The 19,959-nt window shown below is 50.1% G+C and carries 15 protein-coding genes; 12 read left to right on the plus strand and 3 right to left on the minus strand.

The features are described from left to right. Positions 1-375 precede the first annotated feature (375 nt). From ACJJI4_RS17440 to ACJJI4_RS17450, 3 genes are all read left to right on the plus strand, one after another. Positions 376-1,350: an FHA domain-containing protein gene (locus ACJJI4_RS17440; protein WP_444925936.1), complete on the plus strand. Its 975-nt coding sequence runs from the start codon at positions 376-378 to the stop codon at positions 1,348-1,350. A 107-nt stretch (positions 1,351-1,457) separates the two neighbouring features. After that, positions 1,458-4,040, plus strand: a complete 2,583-nt coding sequence (locus tag ACJJI4_RS17445; RefSeq protein ID WP_444925937.1) for a protein kinase domain-containing protein — start codon at positions 1,458-1,460, stop codon at positions 4,038-4,040. Between the two features lie 203 nt (positions 4,041-4,243). Then, complete coding sequence (locus ACJJI4_RS17450) at positions 4,244-6,736, plus strand: protein kinase domain-containing protein (RefSeq protein WP_444928242.1); 2,493 nt, start codon at positions 4,244-4,246, stop codon at positions 6,734-6,736. Here ACJJI4_RS17450 and ACJJI4_RS17455 read toward each other — a convergent pair. Together ACJJI4_RS17455 and ACJJI4_RS17460 are read right to left on the minus strand one after the other, a co-directional pair. Next, a complete protein-coding gene (locus ACJJI4_RS17455; protein WP_444925938.1) occupies positions 6,714-7,241 on the minus strand; it encodes a hypothetical protein in 528 nt (175 codons plus the stop codon). The genes ACJJI4_RS17450 and ACJJI4_RS17455 overlap by 23 nt on opposite strands. 669 nt (positions 7,242-7,910) lie before the next feature. After that, positions 7,911-8,096 (minus strand): hypothetical protein, encoded by a 186-nt coding sequence (locus tag ACJJI4_RS17460; protein WP_444925939.1) that lies wholly within the window; start codon positions 8,094-8,096, stop codon positions 7,911-7,913. A 325-nt stretch (positions 8,097-8,421) separates the two neighbouring features. On the opposite strand from ACJJI4_RS17460, the gene ACJJI4_RS17465 reads away from it, so the two are divergent. The 6 genes from ACJJI4_RS17465 to ACJJI4_RS17490 all read left to right on the plus strand — a co-directional run bounded on the left by ACJJI4_RS17465 (position 8,422) and on the right by ACJJI4_RS17490 (position 15,746). Further along, positions 8,422-10,203: a trans-sulfuration enzyme family protein gene (locus ACJJI4_RS17465; protein WP_444925940.1), complete on the plus strand. Its 1,782-nt coding sequence runs from the start codon at positions 8,422-8,424 to the stop codon at positions 10,201-10,203. Between the two features lie 110 nt (positions 10,204-10,313). After that, positions 10,314-11,612 (plus strand): S1C family serine protease, encoded by a 1,299-nt coding sequence (locus tag ACJJI4_RS17470; RefSeq protein WP_413663356.1) that lies wholly within the window; start codon positions 10,314-10,316, stop codon positions 11,610-11,612. Next, positions 11,603-12,643, plus strand: a complete 1,041-nt coding sequence (locus tag ACJJI4_RS17475) for an FHA domain-containing protein (RefSeq protein WP_444907242.1) — start codon at positions 11,603-11,605, stop codon at positions 12,641-12,643. The genes ACJJI4_RS17470 and ACJJI4_RS17475 overlap by 10 nt, the downstream gene beginning before the upstream one ends. Continuing rightward, entirely contained in the window at positions 12,640-13,713 is a 1,074-nt protein-coding gene (gene hisC, locus ACJJI4_RS17480) for a histidinol-phosphate transaminase (protein WP_444925941.1), read from the plus strand. The genes ACJJI4_RS17475 and hisC overlap by 4 nt, the downstream gene beginning before the upstream one ends. A 76-nt stretch (positions 13,714-13,789) precedes the next feature. Further along, a complete protein-coding gene (gene mepA, locus ACJJI4_RS17485) occupies positions 13,790-14,731 on the plus strand; it encodes a penicillin-insensitive murein endopeptidase (RefSeq protein WP_444925942.1) in 942 nt (313 codons plus the stop codon). 4 nt (positions 14,732-14,735) lie between these two features. After that, on the plus strand, positions 14,736-15,746 hold the full coding sequence (locus ACJJI4_RS17490; RefSeq protein WP_444925943.1) for a D-alanine--D-alanine ligase: 1,011 nt from the start codon (positions 14,736-14,738) through the stop codon (positions 15,744-15,746). Positions 15,747-15,799: 53 nt separating this feature from the next. Here the strand turns inward: ACJJI4_RS17490 and ACJJI4_RS17495 are convergent, their stop codons facing one another. After that, complete coding sequence (locus ACJJI4_RS17495) at positions 15,800-16,369, minus strand: HNH endonuclease (RefSeq protein ID WP_282931208.1); 570 nt, start codon at positions 16,367-16,369, stop codon at positions 15,800-15,802. A gap of 796 nt (positions 16,370-17,165) precedes the next feature. Here ACJJI4_RS17495 and ACJJI4_RS17500 point away from each other — a divergent pair. Genes ACJJI4_RS17500 through ACJJI4_RS17510 form a run of 3 tightly spaced genes read left to right on the plus strand, consistent with a single transcriptional unit; the run spans position 17,166 to position 19,927 of the window. After that, complete coding sequence (locus ACJJI4_RS17500) at positions 17,166-18,653, plus strand: PQQ-dependent sugar dehydrogenase (protein ID WP_444925944.1); 1,488 nt, start codon at positions 17,166-17,168, stop codon at positions 18,651-18,653. Between the two features lie 50 nt (positions 18,654-18,703). Continuing rightward, positions 18,704-19,018, plus strand: a complete 315-nt coding sequence (locus tag ACJJI4_RS17505) for an exodeoxyribonuclease VII small subunit (RefSeq protein ID WP_413663362.1) — start codon at positions 18,704-18,706, stop codon at positions 19,016-19,018. Positions 19,019-19,033: 15 nt separating this feature from the next. Continuing rightward, the gene (locus tag ACJJI4_RS17510; protein ID WP_444928243.1) at positions 19,034-19,927 is read left to right on the plus strand and encodes a polyprenyl synthetase family protein; all 894 of its coding nucleotides are present in this window, start codon (positions 19,034-19,036) and stop codon (positions 19,925-19,927) included. Positions 19,928-19,959 lie beyond the last annotated feature (32 nt).

The following is a 19,959-nucleotide window of genomic DNA, read 5'->3' on the forward strand; positions in this document are numbered from 1 at the left end:
AGGTCTTTAAGATTTTTGACGGCGGCACAACTTTTCAGCGAAAATGGAAGCAATTACTGACAATTATTGCACTCCCTCTAGAGACAGTTATCAAGGGAGCGCAAAAATAGAACAATTTCCAAAAATCGTAGTGACTAAATCATTCAGAACTGGGGCAATCCTCTCCGAGACTAGCAGTGAGACAGCGGCGCAGAGCAGCGCCCATCACAACACGTAGTGTCTCAGCTCAAGGGAAATAATCGCCGCAGATGGTAAGCCAAGACTCCGTACTGCTGAGGTATTCGCAGGACAAGCACAGCGGGCATCCACCAGTATGAATGAACTTTGTCGCAATCAGGCCACAGATTGAGTTGGCCACGGCAGAAGGGTAGGAATATGGCTTGCTTACAGCATCCAGATAGGGAACAACCAGTTTACTTAATGGCACACCACACCATTGGGCGCCGGCAGGGTGCAGTAGACACAAGAATCACAAGTGCCGAGATATCGGGCATCCATGCCGCAGTGCAGTGGACCGGTACACATTGGAATATCCGCGACCTAAGTCGCAATGGCACTTGGCTAAATGGCCAGCAGCTGGTGCCAGCTAAGAGCTACCCACTCCAGACCGGTGATAAGATCGCTTTTGGTCGGGCTAATAACCCAGCCTGGATCGTCGAAAACCTCGACGCTCCCGAGAATTTGTTGATCGATATTCACTCCGGCGAAGCACAACTGCTGGAACAATACCACCTGCTGCCCGACGAAAATGAGCCCCTCGCCAGCCTTCAGTACAGCCCCCTAACAGGGCAGTGGTTGTACGAGTTCACGGGCCCATCCGCTGAAGACGGCGATAAGATCCTGGTAAATCATGGCGATCGTATCGATTGCGGCCTGCATAGCTGGCAGCTATTCCTGGCGGACAACCAAGGGGCAACGAAAGAGTTGTCACTGCAGCAGCTGTCTATTGTCGACTTTGAGCTGAAGTTCTCTGTGAGTTCCCACGAAGAGCATGTGCAGTTACAACTTCAGCGGGAAGGCATGAAGCAATCCTTACCAGCAAGAATCCACAATTATCTCTTGTTGTACCTTGCTCGTGCCCGCCACAAAGATATGCAAAGCGGCATGGACACTGACTCCCAGGGCTGGGTCTCTATTCAGGTAGCCACTCACGAGCTGGGTATCACTGTTAACCACTTAAACACCCAAATTTTCCGCGCCCGCAAACAAATCTCTGAATCACTACCTGATGCAGTGGATACTTCGAGTCTGGTAGAGCGTCGATCCTGGGAAATCCGTATTGGTTGCTTACAATTCGAAATATATAAAGGCAGCCAGCTCGAGGTAAAAACAGAGCCGGAAGCGGTATAGCTTAATCTCCAGAAAGGGGGCTTAAGGCTAGGCCCCTTCATTACCTATTCAGTAATTATTTGCCAGGGTGGCGGAGCTGAATCTCTTATCCCTCGGCAAGAATTACGATGTCAGCACAACCACTCTCTTATATCGGCCGGTACAAGATCATCAGGCAGCTTGGAGCCGGGGGAATGGGAGTTGTGTACCTTGCCCAAGATAAGCGACTTAATCGAGAGGTCGCTATAAAACGATTGCTCAACAACTCAGAAGACGAATCTGCCTCACAGCGAATTCGCCAGGAAGCATTACTACTCGCACAACTAAACCACAACCATATCGTACAAATTTATGATGTTGTAGAGGAGCAGAACGATGTAGCCCTGGTTATGGAGTATGTTGATGGCCGCCCACTCACTTATTGGGCACGGGAGTTTAACCCCAGCCTCCGCCAGAAAATCCAGCTACTCAAGCAAATCACTATCGGTCTTACGCGGGCGCATGCTGCTGGAATTATTCACCGCGATTTGAAAGCTGACAACATCCTTATTGACAGTAATAACATCGCAAAAATCGCTGATTTTGGTATTGCTCGGAACTGGCAGGATACGAACGAAATTACCCGCGAGCAGCATATAGCCGGCAGCTGGTATGCAATGTCCCCCGAGCAGGCCCTCGGTGAGAAACTGGATAACCGCTGTGACTTATTTGCCCTGGGAATGCTCGCCTATCAGCTACTTTGTGATCAGCCTCCCTTCGGCAAGCATGGAAGCCCATACGTTATTATCGATCGGATCATCAACAACCCGCACCCGCCCGCAGGGGTCATAAACCCCGGACTTCCTACGTCGTTGTGTAAATTACTGGATAAGCTGCTGGCCAAAAACCCGGACAAACGCCCCGTCAGTGCTGCCGTTGTAGCCACCGATTTGGATGTGATACTGAGTCAATTAGCATCGGATCAGGAAACCGCCGATGACCATGACATCACGATCACCACGGAAGACTTTCATGTACAACATCGACGCAAAAACAAAGGACGTAAACTTCTAGCCGGCATACTTCTGACATCCGGTGCGATGTTACTCGGCTTAACCGCCGCTGTTTTTCCTAAGCTTTCTCTATGGGGAAGTAAAGAACCCTCGGCAAAGTACATTGCGATTATTGAGCCAGACTTATCTAACCTGCGCAGCCGAGAGGAAAAACTGCTGGCTAATAACCTTCTCAGCTCCATCAAGCAGGGGCTTTCCGATCAACCAGCGCTACTACTTGTACCCTATTCGGAGTCCCAGCAACTAAAAGGCAAGCCTTTGCGCGAGCAAGCAAAAGCGCTCAACGCACAACTGCTGCTGCAATTTACCCTAAACTGTGAGGCCACCGCCTGTGAAGCTTCATTTGCCCTGATAGAAACCGAGGGGTTTGCTGAAGTCGCCAACCGCAGTGCCATGCTGAACCTGGATGCACCGCTGGAGAGCCGCGCACGTGTTTTGCAGCAACTGCACTATCTACTTCCCAACTACCCAGCAGGAAGCCTAGAAGTTCAGTTCAGCCTTAGCCCTGAAGATTACCAGCAATACCTCGAGATATTCGAACAGCGCAATAATGAAGCTAATGTTGCCGGGGCAATTACCAAAGTTGAGGCTCTGCTAAAAAGGAACCCCTACTTCCCCTCCTACTATGAACTGTTAGCGGATCTATTAGCCACCCACCTATATCACTCGCGGGATACCAAAATACGCGGCCGACTCACAGGGCTTCTCAACAACATACCAACTAAGATTTCCAACCACCCAACGGTGTTGATCACTAAGTTGCGTATTGCCATCTTCCTGGCAGATACAGAGCTTACAGAGTCCTTACTTGCAAAACTAAAGCTGCAACTACCTGATCAGGCTCTCTACTACTTCCTGCGTGCGAAAGCCCACCAGCGAGGGGGGAATTACAACCGTGCGCTGGAAGTCATTAACCAAGCACTCAACATTCGTACCAGCCCTCTTTATCTTCGCCAAAAGGCTTTGACCCTGACCCTGATGGGGCAAATGGAAAAAGCGAGGCCTTACCTTTTACATGCTATCCATCTCAACAATCAATATATTGATGCTATTTCCTTGCTTGCAGCCAATGAATTGGATTCAGGCCGCCCCAAAGAGTCTATCCGGCTCCTTAGTGAGGTGGGCTTAAAGCATTTAGGGGACCGGGATACCTTCAACCTTTGCTTGTCCTATTACATCGAACAGCAGCTGCAGGATACAAAAAACTGCCTGAGTCATGTTGCTGAACGAGCCCCTAACGATCCCCATGTATATCTGCTGCTGGCAGAGATTGCCCGTCTGGAAAATAGACAGCCGCAATCACGGGAGTTTGCCCAGCGCGCTCTGACCTTGGCACAAGAGCAGGAGGACTGGCTTGGATTGTTACTACGGGCAAGGGCCTATTCTGAACTGGGCCAGGGAGAGCAAGCTATTGAGACACTATTAAAGATGGATAACACCGCTCCAGACGGCCTATTTGTCAATTACAGCCGCGCCCAGGTTTATATGGCCAGCGGCGATATGCTTTCCGCCAAAGCTTATATACGAAAAACTTTGGAGCTAGGCATGGCACCAGTATGGTTCACAACAATTGGCTTTCAACCTATTTGCACTTTGGCAAATTTTGAGGATTTACGTGCCAATTACCCAGCGTTATGTCCAGACATAATTAACACCTAAACAATCAAAAAAAGTTCAACAGAATGGAATAACGTGAACCATTTCCTCTTAAGAGGCGACAGATGCCTTCACGAAACTGTACTATCAGGTAAAATCCCCCATCCATCCGAGAAGAATACAATACAATGGACGTAGTTGCGTTGGAGAAAACCGAGGAATATCAAGGCCGTTACAGGGTTGAACGCACCCTGGGGGCCGGGGGTATGGGAGTTGTTTATCTCGCTGAGGACATTAAACTCAATCGTAAAGTTGCGATCAAGCAACTTCGATCGGACATGACCGGTAACTCTGCTGAGGCACGTTTTCGTAGTGAAGCACAACTCTTAGCAAGACTTAACCACCCTAATATTGTACGGCTGTACGATGTTATCGAAAAAGAACACAGCATTGCTCTAGTTATGGAGTTGGTTGAAGGGGTTACTCTAAAAGAGTGGATGCGGGAGCAAAGCCCTACTTTGGCCGAAAAGCTCGACTTGCTAACGCAGATTTGCCAGGGACTTGGCAAAGCTCACTGCCTTGGCATTATTCATCGTGACCTTAAACCTGAGAATATCCTGGTCACCGTCGACGGTATTGCCAAAATTACTGATTTCGGTATAGCCAAGGCCCTGGACTGCGATCAGCAACTCACCCGTGAAGACCATATCGCCGGAAGCGTGCAATCCATGTCCCCGGAGCAACTCCAAGGCGGAAAATTAGATAGCCGTAGCGATTTATTTAGCCTTGGGGGCATTGCCTACGAACTGTTATGTGAGTCAAAACCTTTTGAGCGGGAGGATATGGGCGCGTTGGCTTTTGCCCAACAAATCACAAACAAGCCCCATATTCCTCCCCAACAAGCTTGGCCAGATATCCCCAAGCCACTAATAGCTCTTTTGGACCGCTTACTAGCTAAGCAACCCGAGCAACGCCCGGATTCCGCCCAGCAAGTTTTTGAAGCATTAGATCTATTGCGAAAACATGGGATTGACGCAGATACTCAGCAATATTCAGAAACTGTAACTCAGTTGCTTGTCAAACCCCGTAAAAAGCGTAATCAAACAGTTCTAGCCCTGACAGCAGCAGTGCTTTGTTGTGCAGTAGCATTCTGGGGCTGGAATGTATTCACCCAACTGCCACCTCAATACATTGCGATCTTACCCGTGGAGCTTAAAGGCACGGTCAAAGGTGAACAAAATGCCGAGATGCTTGTGGAAACCATGGTACGACAGGCATTAATGAGCGCTCCAGGCCAACTGAAATCAAGTGCACTAGTAAGCTATAGCCCCAAAGAGGGAGCAAACTTTGAGGACCACTTGAAGGAACTTCAAGAAAGCGGAGTTACTGACGCGCTTCTTGCTCGTCTACGCTGCCTCCAACTCCGCTGCAACATTGAGCTACAGCGTATTAACCCCAAAGATAGCCAGGTTCGCCAGCAGGCTAACTTTGTATTTCTGAGCGATAAACGCCAAGAGGCGCAGTACACAATTAGCAATAGTACCTTGGAACTTTTCCCAAGCAATTACCGCAAGGTATCAAGTAATGAAATTCGAATGGATGCTTCAGATTACAATCGCTATCTAGCAATCCTCTCTATACCGGCTAGTGACAAGGCAATAAAGCTAGAAGATTTGGAAAATCTTGAAACACTGATTGATAAATACCCAAGGAATACAAATTTATATTCATCTTACGCCTATGCAACAGCGATACTTCACTCCACAACTAATGATGAAAGATTAATATCAAGAAGTTTAGGAATCTTGGCAAGTGCCGAGGGGTTTGGGGCTGATAAGACAGCAATATTGGAAGCTCAGCTCCAGATAAAATCATTAGGCTCAGACCGCGAAGGCTTTTTGACGGTACTTAAAAAGCTACAAACGAAGGGGCACCCTTCTGCCCACCACCTGGCCCAATTTTCTAGATTTCAATATATAAATGGAAGTTATAAAGAAAGCCTGAAGCATGCAAAAGAGGCAGCTGCACTTAGCCCTTCCTTTAATAACTACTACTACATAGCAATAAACCAATTAGCGTTAGGTAACTATCCTGAGGTTAGATCGACATTAGACTTAATGATCGACTCATACCCTGAAAACAACTGGAGATCTTACTTTTTACTTGGAACAATGGAACTGGAAATTGGCAATTTAGAGCAAGCGGAAGCCGCACTAGGCTCTATTCCTGAGGAAATGCGAGACTGGAGAGCCAAGTCAAATCTCGCAACAATATTCTTCTTGCAGAAAAAGTACCAGAAAGCCCTAAACCTATACCTTGAGCTGCTTAAAAACTCCCCTGGAAATCATCGAGCTGTATCAAATATTGCAGTAACTTATCTCTCTTTGGGAAATAAAGAAAAAGCTCATGAGTACTTCATGCAGGCACTTTCTATAACCGAAGGGTTGACCAGCCTAAAAGCAAGACAAACACGCGCAGAATCTTTAGCTTACACTGGGCAAATAGCCAAAGCCATTTTCCTGATTACCGAACTACTGAGAGATTCACCTGAAGATACTTACGTTAGATATACTGCCGCCCAAGTATATGCCCTTGCTAGTGAATGGCAATCAGCAAGTTATTATACAGAACTGTTGATTGATCAGGGAATGAGCACAGAGTGGTTCCAAATGCCGGCTTTTAACTTGCTCTGCACCCACTCCCAGACATCTCAGAAAATTTTATCGACAGTGTGCCTTACCCCCCTGGAACAGGGTTGACTTCCGCATGGGGATCACCTGAAACAAAGTGCATCCCCGTCTCTACATCGACACACATCCACAGGAAAGAGAAAACATCAGGGATTTCTTGTTTATCCTTAATTTTAATTACTAATGAAGTGTAATCGCCATCTTCATTCTTAGCGCGTGCACGAAACTGATGACGAAAATCAGGGCTCAGTGCGATAATTCCATCCAGTTTATAGTTTTGGCGATAACGGACAAATTCAAGCTCTCTGCCAGGCACTTCAGATGAGTCCAAAGTAACATTTAACGTGAGTACACCACCTTGAGCAATTGTAAAACTCATGTTACCAAAATGCTCTTCTGGATTATCAGCATTGAATAGCGGCCAGTATTGAGTTTCTCCGCCTGCCTGCTCTTTAGGCTGTAAAACCAAATCAAGTGTCATGCCTTCTTTTGGCACCTCACACTCAAGTTTTGGTAAGTCTGCGCAATTGACCATTCTTTCATCCCCTTCCAAAAATTTGTTATATGGTGTCATAAAAGGACGCTTTATCTTTTGTAAACTACGTCCGTGACTGAGTCATCATAACCAGCCTCAACTAAAGAAAAAGCCAGCAAAACTTAAACTAACTGTTCGAAATGATGGCTCCAACTATCGACGGTTACAACAATACTCTCAAGAGCAAAATTCAGCATCCTTGTCTGGGCAAGTGTATCCAATTGAGTCGGCTAAGAGTTTGTACCTGTCGGCTCCAGCTTGACCACTCAACTTGCACTGAACGCCTTCACTCCCTAGCACCACATCAGGGGCTACAGGGAAAATCTACCCGGATTTTGTTAAGGAGGCCGCCTTTCCATGGCAAGGTCATCGTTGCCACAACAACCTATGCCCCCTCAACTGGAGCTCAATGTACATACTTAAGAATTACAGGTCGATCACACGCCATTACAGATGACTTCATACTAAATATTATAAGCGAGCCATAAAGTCACCATTAGCCAAAATACCACAGGCCAAGTTCATAATTTAAGCAAAATTGAGAGTTGAAAGTGAGCTTTCCTCTCCACCGCAAAAACATCGAGGCAAAAGTAAGGCGCTATATTTTTAAATAAATATGGAGATGCTCTGAATACTTATTGAAGGGGACTAGCCTTCCTTTATATAACTTATTCTTATTGAAGTCGTATTATAGAAACTCATTCGATGCTATTTAGCAGGATCGGTGGCAGGCACACTTTTCACCAAAGCAATAACCCTAACAAAAAACCAGAGAATAAAAAAAGCCGGCAGTAATAAAACTGCCGGCCCGAAATGATGGTCCCAACCATCGACGGTTACAACAACACTATCAAGAGCAAAATTTGGCATCCATGCCCGGACAAGCTCATCCAAGAGAATCGACTAAGACTCTGCACCTGCCAATTCCAGCTTGACCGTTCAGCTTGCGCTGAATCCCTTTATTTCCTCGCGCCACTTAAGGGAACCAGGAAATCAAATCCTTTCGAAAAATTGTGGGGGCTGCCTTTCCATGGCGAGGCAACCATTACTACAGCCACCTACCCCCTCAACTGGAAGCTACTGTACAGATTTCCAAATTACAGATCGATCACGCCAAAACACAGCAAATTACATACTAATTGCCCACCAAGTGTTTTATACGCCGCACAGGACTGTTAGAGTCGCCATATAACAAAAAGCATCTCGTAGTGAGGACACAATGGAAGCGAACCTAGAAGATGTAAAAATTCTCTCTCCCCGCCGCAACAGCACCGAGGCAAAAAATATTGATGAACTGGCAAAAGAGCAATTGCAGCACTTTTGTATTGATAGTGAATCAGAACATGGAAAACTGTTAGAACAGACCGCAACCCTGCTCTACCAGGCACAGGGTAATCTAAGCCAGCTGTGGAGCCAGGTAACGGACACACTCCAACACTTGGACAAGTCTGACAAGATTGCCTATTTCAATGCCAAGCGCTTTATGAGTTTTCAGCTGGCAAAATTATTGGACACCTTACAAAACCCATTGCGAGCTAGCTTTCAAAGCCTGCAGGGGGACGACTTTAATATCACCACACGGGGCGGTTACCCCCTATTCGATAATATTCCCGCTATTTTTTCTGCAACCCCGGTAATTGCTCGCACAGCAACTTACATTTATGCCTGCACCGAGTGGGTGGACGATGCTTTCCGTGGGCGCGAGCCGAGCCACGACATTTATTCACGTTTACTCAACCCCACTTCCATTTCCTTGGCTAATGCTATTGTGGATTTGGAATGCGGACCTGAAGCCAGTGAATATATGGCCTGGAATTTTAATTCCGGTATGGCTGCAATCGATGCACTCCTGTCAAATCAATTACGCCACGGGGATATCTTAATTGTTTCCAGGAATATCTATGGCGGCACTCACCAGCTGTTACAGGATTTCTACGCCCGCAAAGATAAACTTTCTATCAATTTGGCCTGGTTTGATGGCACTACCGGTGAAGAATTCGAAAAGCTACTGGCCGATACCCAGCAAGCACACGCAGACGCAATCAGTGCCGGAGCAAAAATACATGTCTATATTGAGTCTCCATGCAATCCCCACGGGATCATGCTGGATGTACCGGCTATCTGTAAAACCGCTCACCGGGAAAATATCCTGGTAAGCCTGGATGCCACCCTGGCAACCCCTTTCCTATATCAGCCACTGCGCCGCAAAGATAGGGAAGAGAGACCGGATTTTGTTGTTCACTCCTACACCAAGGATATCGGCGGCACCGGTGCCGCCACTGCCGGTGTGGTTATCGGCGAAAACCACCGCATGTTTATCCCTAAAGGTGACAGCGCAAAAGGCCTTAATTGGGATCAGTGCATGTTCTGGGATGTTTATTACATCAAGGGGGCTTTCCTGGATGCAGACAAGGCCTGGGAAGTGCATTGCGGTATGCGCACCCTGGAAATGCGCATGCTCACCAAGTGTATTAATACTTTGAGCCTCAGCCATTTCTTCGCCAGTCACAGCAAGATTCGTGTCAACAGCCATGCAGTGGAAACCCATCCCAATTCCGGGCTGCGAGAATCGCTGATGCGCTACCAGTTCCCCACACCACTATTCAGCATTGACATGGAAGCTGCGCAAATTCCCACCGAAGCCTTTAAAAGTTTCTTTGACGCGCTGGAGCCCGCTTTCGGGCAGATGGTGAGCTTGGGCCAGACAAATACTATGGTGCTGTGCCCCGCCCTGACATCTCACTCAGAGCTATCACCTGAAGCGATGGAAGCGGCGGGTATATTCCCAACCACTATCCGAATTTCTGTTGGGGATGAAAATATGGCGCAGATGGCCGCCCATGTGATCAACTGCGCACGCCTGCATCTCGATCCAGTTAGCCCAGGATTTAGCGAGGGCTTTATCGCTCCGGAAGAAGCCGACAAACTCTTCAGCCGCTTTTATCTCGAGTCGCACCAAAAAGTGATAGAGACACAGCCAAAAATTGTGGACTATCTCTAACCATCCAAAACAAAACCATCACCGGTAGATAGCGCCGGTGATGGGCGCTTGTTGCACTATCCTATATCCCGTAGTATCACGCTTCCTGTCCACAATTTAATCAATTCAAAATGCCGAAACTTTCCACGTGGCTCTTCGCCTGGATTCTGTGCTGCTTATCCACTGTTGCAATGGCGCAAGGCTATGAAAAGCTCTACAGTGATTATCGCGGCAGCCTCTATCAAATTCGACTTATCGAAAAATCCTCCAATTCAAAAGCCGGCCTGGGGTCAGGCTTTCAAATCTCCCCCGATGGATTGATCGCCACCAATTACCACGTAGTGGCTCAAGCGGTTAGCGAGCCGGACGAGTACTCCCTGGAATATCTTGCAGTTAATGGCACCCGGGGAAAATTAACTCTACTGGATATTGATGTGGTCAATGACCTGGCGCTGCTGCGCCAGGAGAAACCGGGAGACGAATACCTGGAGTTGGCGACAGACACCCCCAAAAAAGGGGAAACCATTGTATCCCTGGGCAACCCATTGGACCTGGGCATGACCTTGATTCCCGGGACCTATAACGGTATTGCCGGCGGTAGCTTCTACGACCGTATTCACTTTGCCGGATCTATTAATCCGGGAATGAGCGGCGGGCCAGCGATCAATACCCAAGGGCAGGTAGTGGGCATTAATGTGGCGACTGCAGGCAACCAGGTTAGCTTCCTGGTACCAGTGGATAAGCTGTCGTCACTTTTAAAACACTACCGCGCTGAAGGCGGCACTCTCAACCTGAAGCAAGTAACTTATCAACAGCTTTTGGATAACCAGCAAAAAATTATCGACTCAATACTTAGGGCCGACTGGCAGCGTCGCGCCCTCGGTGAGGCCCAGGTTGTCGGTGAAATAATTCCAGCCATTAAATGCTGGGGAAACACCCAAGAGAGCGAAACCAATCCGATCAAGCGAATTGATAAAGGCTGCACCGGACAAGATGTTATTTTCCTGTCCGACGACTTCAACACCGGGCGGGTAGAGTACGAATTTTTCTGGCTGCAAGCCGAGGATCTTCTGCCCGCGCGCTTTTATGCCGAGTACGAAGGGCAGATGGACTCCTTTTACCCAGGCAATAGCGCTGGAGAAGAAGATGTAACCAATTTCCGCTGCCAGCAAGGATTTACCTCTCAGGAGCGCGGCAATGAAACCTCGGTGTCCAAGCCGGATCGCAATCGCGAGCCCCTGATCGCGCGCACCAGCTACTGCGTCAGGCGCTACAAGGACTTCCCAGACCTCTACGATATTTTCTTCCTGAGCCTAAGTGTGGATCAGAAAAATCGCGCACTGGTCAGCCACTTTACCTTGTCCGGCTTTACCCAGGAGTCCGCCGACGCCTTTACCCAGAAGTTTACGAGCGAGATCCAATGGCCCTGATTATTGAAGAACTCAATCGCGCCCACCGGGTGCAGCTGCGCTACCGAATGGACGGGGATAAATTTACCCTGGGCCGCGCTTACGACAATGATGCAATTCTGGAGGACATCCACTCCGATGCCCACCATGCCGAAATCAAGCGGGGAGAGGACGGCCAGTACGTCTTACACGACCTCAATTCGATCAACGGCTGCCAGCTTTTGGGAAACCTGAAAGACAAGTCCGTTAAACCCGATACCATCGCTCAACACAGGATCTCCTCCGGTGACTTGCTGCAGTGTGGGAAGTCACGCTTCCGGGTTTTCCATACGGATGACCCGGTACCTGAAGCTACCCCTCTCCATTCACTGGAAAACCTGTTTTCCAGCTTGTCCCACCCCCTGGGAGCAATACTGCTGCTGTTGTGTTTTGGCTTCGCCAGCGTACTGATGAGCTACCTCGGTTACGCCCGTAACTATCAATGGACTATTGCCGTCAACATTCTTGCTACGGCCATAATTGGCATGGTGATTTACGCCGGAGTCTGGGCGTTTATCGGCAGGGTAGTCAGGCATGAAACGCACTTTTTCACCCATCTATCCATCGCCGCCATAGGTGCACTTACTTACACCTTTTGGGAATGGCTGAGGGGGCTAATCAATTTCAATTTTGCCATCGGCACTACTATTCAGGTCCTGGACTTCCTGGTACTTGCCATCATATTACCGGCAATGCTCTGGTCCGCCTGCTACCTGGCCACCAACCTCGCCAGAGGCTGGCGCTGGACAGTGGCACTGACACTGCCACTGGCATTCCTCGGCCTGGGCTTAGCTGAAAGCGTTAACAACATGGACGAATTCAGCGAGGTTCCGCCGATATCCACAGAGCTGAAATACGATAATATGCTATTCCGCAACCCTGTTCCCATGCAGGAATTTATTGGAAATTCGGCCGACCTGTTTGATATCCCCATTAAGAAAAAAGAAACTAAAGAAGGCGCTGAAGGCTCCTCCAGCGACAATCAAAGTAGTACCGCAGAGGTAGAATCATGAGCAAGATTTATTGGAGCCCAGGGCTCGACCAGCTGGAACCCTATACCCCCGGGGAGCAGCCCAAGAGTGAAACCCTGATAAAGCTCAATACCAATGAGAACCCCTACCCTGCCTCCCCCGAAGCTTTAAGGCTCTTGGAGCAGCACGACTTTGCCGATGCATTGCGCCGCTATCCCGACCCGGAGTCCTGTGAATTGCGCCGCGCTATTGCCGATAAGCACAATCTCTCTGCCGAACAAGTATTTGTGGGCAATGGCTCCGATGAAGTGCTGGCGCTGAGCTTTTACAGTTTTTTCCGCCGCAGCGAGCCCCTGCTATTTCCGGATATCACCTACAGTTTTTACCCGGTTTATTGCCAGCTCTTCAATATCAAAAGCCGCACTGTTCCCCTGCACGGCGATTTCTCTATCCAGCTTGAGGACTATGCCGCTCCCGCAGCCGGTGTAATTATTCCCAACCCCAACGCACCCACGGGACGGTACCTGCCGCTAGAGCAGATTGAGCAGCTATTGCGCTCACAGCCTGAGAGAGTGGTGGTTATTGATGAGGCCTATATCGATTTTGGCGGACAAAGTGCAGCAACACTCATCGATCGCTACCCCAACCTGTTGGTGATACACACACTGTCAAAGTCCTATGCCCTCGCAGGGCTTCGCCTCGGCTTTGCCATGGGGCAAAAGCACTTGATTGAAGGGTTGCTGAGAGCCAAGAACTCCTTTAACTCCTACCCCATTGATGCCATTGCCCAGCGTGTGGCCACCGCAGCGATCCGCGATACCGCCTGGCACAGCGACAATTGCGGCAAGGTCATCGCCACCCGCGAGCGCTGTGAGCGGGCGCTTACAGACCTGGGGTTCGAAGTGATTCCCTCCCAAGCCAATTTCCTCCTCGCCAAACCACCGGAGCCCGGCGCAGAAGCCCTGTACTTGGCACTGCGGGAGCGTAATATTCTCGTACGTTACTTCAACAAGCCCCGGATCAGTGAGTACTTGCGTATCTCTATTGGCACCGATGAGGAAATGGAGCAGCTGATACGGAACTGCAAAGAGATACTTGCGTCACAGAGCTAGCACTCTGTCTGTCTATACTCGTCGGGCGCCACTTGAGGTGGCCCGACAACTGTGACTTATTGGTATCCAGGGACCTATGCACCCGAAAGCTCAAAATTCAGTATCCACTACCGAGGCCGTTAGCCCCTTTAAAGCGGGATTTTTACGGCAATTAACCCACACCCTGATTCTCGCCTCGGCCCTGGCGAGCGGCGCCGCAAGTGCCAACGACTGGGATAAGGTCGAAGGGCCCAGTGCACAGACACCATCGAGTATTGGCACCTACACCAATGGCTGCCTGAGTGGAGGGGAGACCCTGCCATTGAGGGGAGAGGGCTATCAGCTGGTGAGGACTGGCCGCGATCGACATTTTGCCCACCCCCAGACCATCAACTTCCTGAAGGAGTTTTCCCAGAGCGTGGCGCAGAAAGATCTGGGCAGAATCCAGATCGGTGACATGTCTATGGCTCGAGGGGGCCCTTTCGGCAGTGGTGGGCACAACAGCCACCAAACTGGCCTGGACGTAGACATCTGGTATTCCCAGGATCGGCGAGCCGCAGAGCGTCCCCTCACCCCGTGGGAGCGTGATAATATTTCTGCTGTTGCCTTGGCTGATGAGCGCAAACACCGCCTAATCCCTGAAAACTGGGACGACCGGGTTCCCAAAATCCTGCGCTTGGCCTCAGAGGACCAGCGGGTCGAACGAATTTTTGTACACCCGACCATCAAGCGCCACCTGTGCGAAATATCCGGCGAAGATAACGAGTGGCTGCGCAAAGTGCGCCCCTGGTGGGGGCACAATTACCATTTTCATGTGCGCCTGGCCTGCCCAGAGGGAAGCACCAACTGTAAGCCCCAGGCTCCGGTGACCACTGCAGCCTGTGGCAGTGACTTGGATTGGTGGTTTAGCGATGACTTCTATGCAATTCTCAATGGCACTAAACCCCAGCCGAAACAGAAAAAGCCGAAACCAAAGACCTTGCCCCAACAGTGCGAACAGGTATTAACCGCACCTTCGGCAGGCACTACGACGGAATAATTTTATGATTAACACCTTGCTTATCTGCGGCGGTGGCGGCAGCGAGCACGACGTATCCCTCAGAACTGCTGATTTTATCGAGGACAAGTTGTCAGCGGCAGAGGACATCGCCCTATTGCGGGTGGAAATGGATAACAGTGGCTGCCTTACCGACAGCCAGGGCCGGGTTTACCATATCTTTTACGATCGCAAAATTCGCGATGAAGAAGGTAACTCCTGGGATGTGGACTACGTAATTCCTGCAATTCATGGCTACCCGGGAGAGACCGGCGATTTGCAGTCGCAACTGGATATGTTCGGCATCCCCTATTTCGGCTCTGCACCTGAGCCCAGCAAAATCTGCTTTAACAAAATTAAAACCAAGATGTGGCTCAGCGCTCTGGGTATTGAAAACACACCTTACGAGTTTTTGCACAGCACTGAAGTCGAGGAACTACAAAAAGCTCACGATGCCCTGGAGAACTGGGGTGAGGTATTTGTTAAAGCCTCCAACCAGGGATCTTCCGTAGGTTGCTTTAAGGTCCGTGACAAGGAGGGCTTAGAGGCCGCGATCGAAGACGCCTTTAAACTCTCCCCTTATGTGCTGATAGAAAAAGCATTGAAAGCCAGAGAGCTGGAAGTTGCGGTTTACCACTACAACGATGATGTGATCGCAACCCGCCCGGGAGAAGTACGCGCCCCAACAGATACTTTTTACACTTATAAGGAAAAGTATGCCGAGGGCAGCCGCGCGGTCACCTTTATCGAAGCTGCTGATCTTCACGAAGAACAGCTTCAATGGATAGCCGAAGTATCCCTGCGCACTTTTAAAGCCCTAAAACTGAAGGATTTGTCCCGCATAGACTTTTTCCTGACAGAGACCGGCGAACTCTATCTCAATGAGGTCAATACTTTTCCCGGTATGACGCCAAACTCCATGTTCCCCAAAATGATGGAAAACCACGGGCACAATTTCACCGAATACCTGGCCGGCCTGATCCGCTCTGCGGTATCTTCACCTAACGACAAGTCATAATTAAAAGGGGCCTGTTGGCCCCTTTTCTTTTTTGCTCATTTTGATCCGATGGGCTAGTGCAACAACCACCCCTGTTGACGCCGCCGTGAAAACTGGCCGCGCAGAAACTCCATCTGATCGCCGCGAATCCGCTCACTGTTAATCAAGGCTAGGTATTCGGCTGCATTGGGGCAGAAGGGCAAGGCCAACAACTCCATGTCGATATTTTCCAATAGTTGATTGCCCTTATGCTGGTTACAACGCCTGCAGGCCGCGACCACATTTTCCCAGGAATCAACTCCGCCTTTGGAAACAGGAATAACATGGTCCCGTGTCAAATCCACACTTTTAAAGAAATTACCGCAATAAAGACAAGTATGGGAATCGCGAAAAAACAGTGCTCGATTTGTTAGGGGTGGGCGCCGGCGCGGACGGGCCATACGTGCACCGCCACAGGCGATAATAGCGGCCAGATCGAGACTGGAACGATCGCCATTGCGATTAAAGCCTCCTCTCACCCGCTGGACAACACCTCCCAGCGACCATGTAACCAGCTCCCGCACGTACAAACAGGATGCCTCTTGCCAACTCAGCCACTCCAGCGGTTGTCCCGCCAGATTTAAACGCAATATTCTCGCGTGCATAACCTCGCCTCCCCACAGTCGAATAGAACAAGGCAGCCCCGGAACTGTTTCCGTGTAATCACAACAGTTTTTATAAAGAAGAAAAAAGAAGTTTTGGAGTGACAGATCGAAGGGACTGGATGACGATGACAGAGGCTGGCGCAATTCGCAGCATTAGAAAAAACTGCCACCTTCGAAAGTAAAATCTTGCTCCCAGACAGAATAGAAAAGCCTGAAAGTTTTTTTACCAACGAAAATACAGATGCCCACAGGCGTAGTTTTGCCTTGGGTAATACGGGCACTTCTGCTGGTAGATTACTGAATGCGCCACCCTCCGCCGGCCCATGGGTAATTTGGCCGGCCTATCAACATTAAAGCGGATAACTATTACAAATTCCAGACAGCGACATGCCGCTGATGGAATAACAGCAAATTACAAAAGAAAGGTGTAAATTGTGGAAAGCGTTGCAGGCAGCAACAGGCAGGTTAAAGCAGAATGTAAAACACCGCCCAGGCAATCCGGCCCGGGCGGTGCGTCTCACAGGATGGTGCCCATATCCCTAGGGCGAGCGGCGCAATCCATTTATCCATTGCCGCAGTAGTGCAGTCCCTTTCGCGTCCTTGCAAGTTAATTATGGACATCAAGGGAGAAAAAAGTAGGGGAAATCTGCTGAATTTTGTGTAAGAGATATCTCACAAACTGAGTTACCTGTTACAAAAGGGAGGGAAGACAGGAAATTAATCCCGTGTTAACTATAGGGGTAAATAGATAAGCGCGGCAACTATAAACATCTTTATTTCAAGTTCAATCGATACCATGAAGAAAACGTTGAAATATACGCTAATATTTTTTATCGCCCTCGGCGCGGTGCTTTCTACCGCCTTAGCCACCTTTAAATCCAGCGTCAGCGTGCCTTGGCGCCAACTGGTCGGTGGTGTCAAAACAACAGAAAAAGAAGTGACAGGCCGGCTGACCGCAGCAGATGGATACTCGGTCCAGTTATTTGCAGGGGATGTTCCCGGCGCACGCTGGCTCACAGTGACCCGCAATGGAGACATCATCGTCTCTCAGCCTAAACATGGCAAAGTTTCACTTTTATTACAAGATAAAGACGGCGACGGCCGCAGTGACGGGCAAAAGACCCTAATTGATAATCTTCAACGGCCCCACGGATTATTGCTACACGACGGCTGGTTATATATTGCCGAAAGCGACGCAGTTGGACGGGTTCCCTTTGATCATTCCGATGGGCGACTGGCTGGGCGCTACCAGAGAATTATTGAAAATCTTGAGGACGATGGACACTGGACAAAAACTATTGATATGAGTCCCGATGGATGGCTTTTTCTCAGCAGTGGTTCCAGCTGCAACGTTTGTATTGAAAAGGATCCTCGCCGCGCAACCATCATGAAAATGAAACCAAACGGAGATAATTTTGAAATATACGCCACCGGCCTGCGTAATAGTGTGGGGTTCGATTGGTCTCCAAAAGATGGCGGACTTTACGCAACAGATAATGGCCGCGATTGGCTCGGCGACAACCTGCCGCCAGATGAGCTCAACCTGATTCGCAAAGACCAATTCTACGGATGGCCCTACGCCTACGGTGACCGGGTTCCCGATCCGGATCTTGGGGTGGATGCAAGCCCTGAAATCCAGCAAAAGATTGCTGACTCAATTCCTCCTGTGTACGAATTTCGCGCTCACAACGCGCCACTCGGGATTAAATTTTTGCGCAGTGTGGAACAGCCTAAGGATTATCGCCATGCAGCGCTGGTCGCCCTGCACGGCTCGTGGAATCGCAGCGTGAAAGATGGCTATAAAGTTGTCTCCCTACACTGGAGTGACGACGGGGAAATTCAACAGAGGGATTTCCTGTGGGGATTTCTCAGTAATGACCGCCAAACGGTTTACGGCCGCCCTGTCGCCATCGCCGAGGATAAACTGGGCAATATCTATATTTCCGATGACTACGCCGGTGCAGTTTATCGTGTGAGCCAAGGGGCCCCTCGCCAAGCTGTATTGACAACACAGCAGCCACAACTGCAAAAAACATCCACGGCCAACGCGCCTTCAATAGATGCCGAGGTGGTTCAACTGGGCGCGCAGCTCTATCGGTCTAACGATTGTGCCCACTGCCATCAGGCCCAGTTTCCCCTGCGCAACCTGTCCGCTAAATACACAGCGCAGACTCTGGCTGACTACTTCGATGCCCCAACACCACCAATGCCTAACTACAACTTTACGGCGGTGCAGAAAAAAGCCCTGGCGCACTATCTTTTATCCCGGGAGTCGAGCCTCTAGGAATTGCACGCCTAAACGACACTGAGAAGAGGCTCCCGGATGAGGGGGCCATGGAATTGACCCCCGCAGCGCCAGCCGCTAAGGTTGCCCCGCAATTAAGAGGCGATGCTATGGCGGCAAAGAAAAAAACAGCAACTTTTGAAGAGAGTCTCGAGGCGTTGGAACAGCTGGTTGAGCGACTCGAAGGCGGAGATCTCCCATTGGAGGAGGCTCTCGCTGATTTCGAAAAGGGAGTGAAACTCACCCGGGAGTGCCAACAGAAGCTCGCCAAAGCCGAGCAGAAAGTGAAGCTGTTAATTGAAGAGAGCGGCAATATCCGCGAGCTCCCCTTTGATGCCGACGACAACTCCGGGGACCCAGTTTAAGTGAGTTCCGCAAACCTGCCAGAGGAGCTGAAAGCCTTTCTACAGGCCTCCTCCACACGCGTCGAAAGCAGAATCCAGCAGGCGCTCAACACCCCGATCGACGGCTCAGAAAAGCTGTTCGAAGCAATGCGCTATGCCGCACTGGGCCCCGGCAAACGCCTGCGCCCCGCTCTCGTCTACGCTTGTGCCCAGGTTTTTCGGGGTGTCGATTTTGACCTGGCCTATTGCGATAGCACAGCAGCGGCCCTGGAGTGCATTCACGCCTACTCCCTGGTCCATGACGACCTGCCGGCAATGGATGACGACGACCTTCGTCGAGGTCGCCCCACCTGTCATATCGCCTATGACGAAGCCACAGCCATTCTCGCCGGCGACGCACTGCAAACCCAAGCTTTCGAGTTACTTCTCGCAGAACCGCTTGCCCCTCAATTGCAGTTAAAGCTTATGCGTGAACTCGCCACTGCGGCGGGGGCCCGAGGTATGGTCGCCGGCCAGGCTATCGACCTGGACTCCGTTGACCAAACCCTCACCCTGGATCAGCTGGAGCCCATGCACCGCCTCAAGACCGGGGCTCTGATTTGTGCCAGCGCACGTATGGGCGCACTGCTGGGGGGTGCCAGCGAGAGGGGGCTGGAGATTATTACCCGCTACGCCCAAGCTATTGGCCTGGCATTCCAGGTTCAGGACGATATTCTCGATATCACTGCTGAAACCGCGGTTCTGGGCAAAACCCAGGGCGCCGATGCCCTGCGCAACAAACCCACTTATGTCTCTCTGCTCGGCGTCGACGGCGCCCGGGACAAGCTGGCAAAACTGCACGCCCAGGCCTCCCAGGCACTGCAAAGTCTCGATGGCGATACCCTGCTACTGCAGCAGCTCGCAGACTATATCGTGCAGCGCGGACACTAAGTCACAGCCTTGCCTGTGGGGTTTGGGATGCA

This window comes from Microbulbifer maximicatervae (SeqCode), from assembly GCF_052467305.1.

What these genes read in the sequence shown, in the direction of transcription:
- ACJJI4_RS17440 (WP_444925936.1), top strand. Translation starts at nt 376, where the DNA reads ATGGCTTGCTTACAGCATCCAGATAGGGAACAACCAGTTTACTTAATG.
- ACJJI4_RS17445 (WP_444925937.1), top strand. Translation starts at nt 1,458, where the DNA reads ATGTCAGCACAACCACTCTCTTATATCGGCCGGTACAAGATCATCAGG.
- ACJJI4_RS17450 (WP_444928242.1), top strand. Translation starts at nt 4,244, where the DNA reads ATGGGAGTTGTTTATCTCGCTGAGGACATTAAACTCAATCGTAAAGTT.
- ACJJI4_RS17455 (WP_444925938.1), bottom strand. Translation starts at nt 7,241, where the DNA reads ATGACACCATATAACAAATTTTTGGAAGGGGATGAAAGAATGGTCAAT.
- ACJJI4_RS17465 (WP_444925940.1), top strand. Translation starts at nt 8,422, where the DNA reads ATGGAAGCGAACCTAGAAGATGTAAAAATTCTCTCTCCCCGCCGCAAC.
- ACJJI4_RS17470 (WP_413663356.1), top strand. Translation starts at nt 10,314, where the DNA reads ATGCCGAAACTTTCCACGTGGCTCTTCGCCTGGATTCTGTGCTGCTTA.
- ACJJI4_RS17475 (WP_444907242.1), top strand. Translation starts at nt 11,603, where the DNA reads ATGGCCCTGATTATTGAAGAACTCAATCGCGCCCACCGGGTGCAGCTG.
- hisC (WP_444925941.1), top strand. Translation starts at nt 12,640, where the DNA reads ATGAGCAAGATTTATTGGAGCCCAGGGCTCGACCAGCTGGAACCCTAT.
- mepA (WP_444925942.1), top strand. Translation starts at nt 13,790, where the DNA reads ATGCACCCGAAAGCTCAAAATTCAGTATCCACTACCGAGGCCGTTAGC.
- ACJJI4_RS17490 (WP_444925943.1), top strand. Translation starts at nt 14,736, where the DNA reads ATGATTAACACCTTGCTTATCTGCGGCGGTGGCGGCAGCGAGCACGAC.
- ACJJI4_RS17495 (WP_282931208.1), bottom strand. Translation starts at nt 16,369, where the DNA reads ATGCACGCGAGAATATTGCGTTTAAATCTGGCGGGACAACCGCTGGAG.
- ACJJI4_RS17500 (WP_444925944.1), top strand. Translation starts at nt 17,166, where the DNA reads ATGAAGAAAACGTTGAAATATACGCTAATATTTTTTATCGCCCTCGGC.
- ACJJI4_RS17505 (WP_413663362.1), top strand. Translation starts at nt 18,704, where the DNA reads ATGGAATTGACCCCCGCAGCGCCAGCCGCTAAGGTTGCCCCGCAATTA.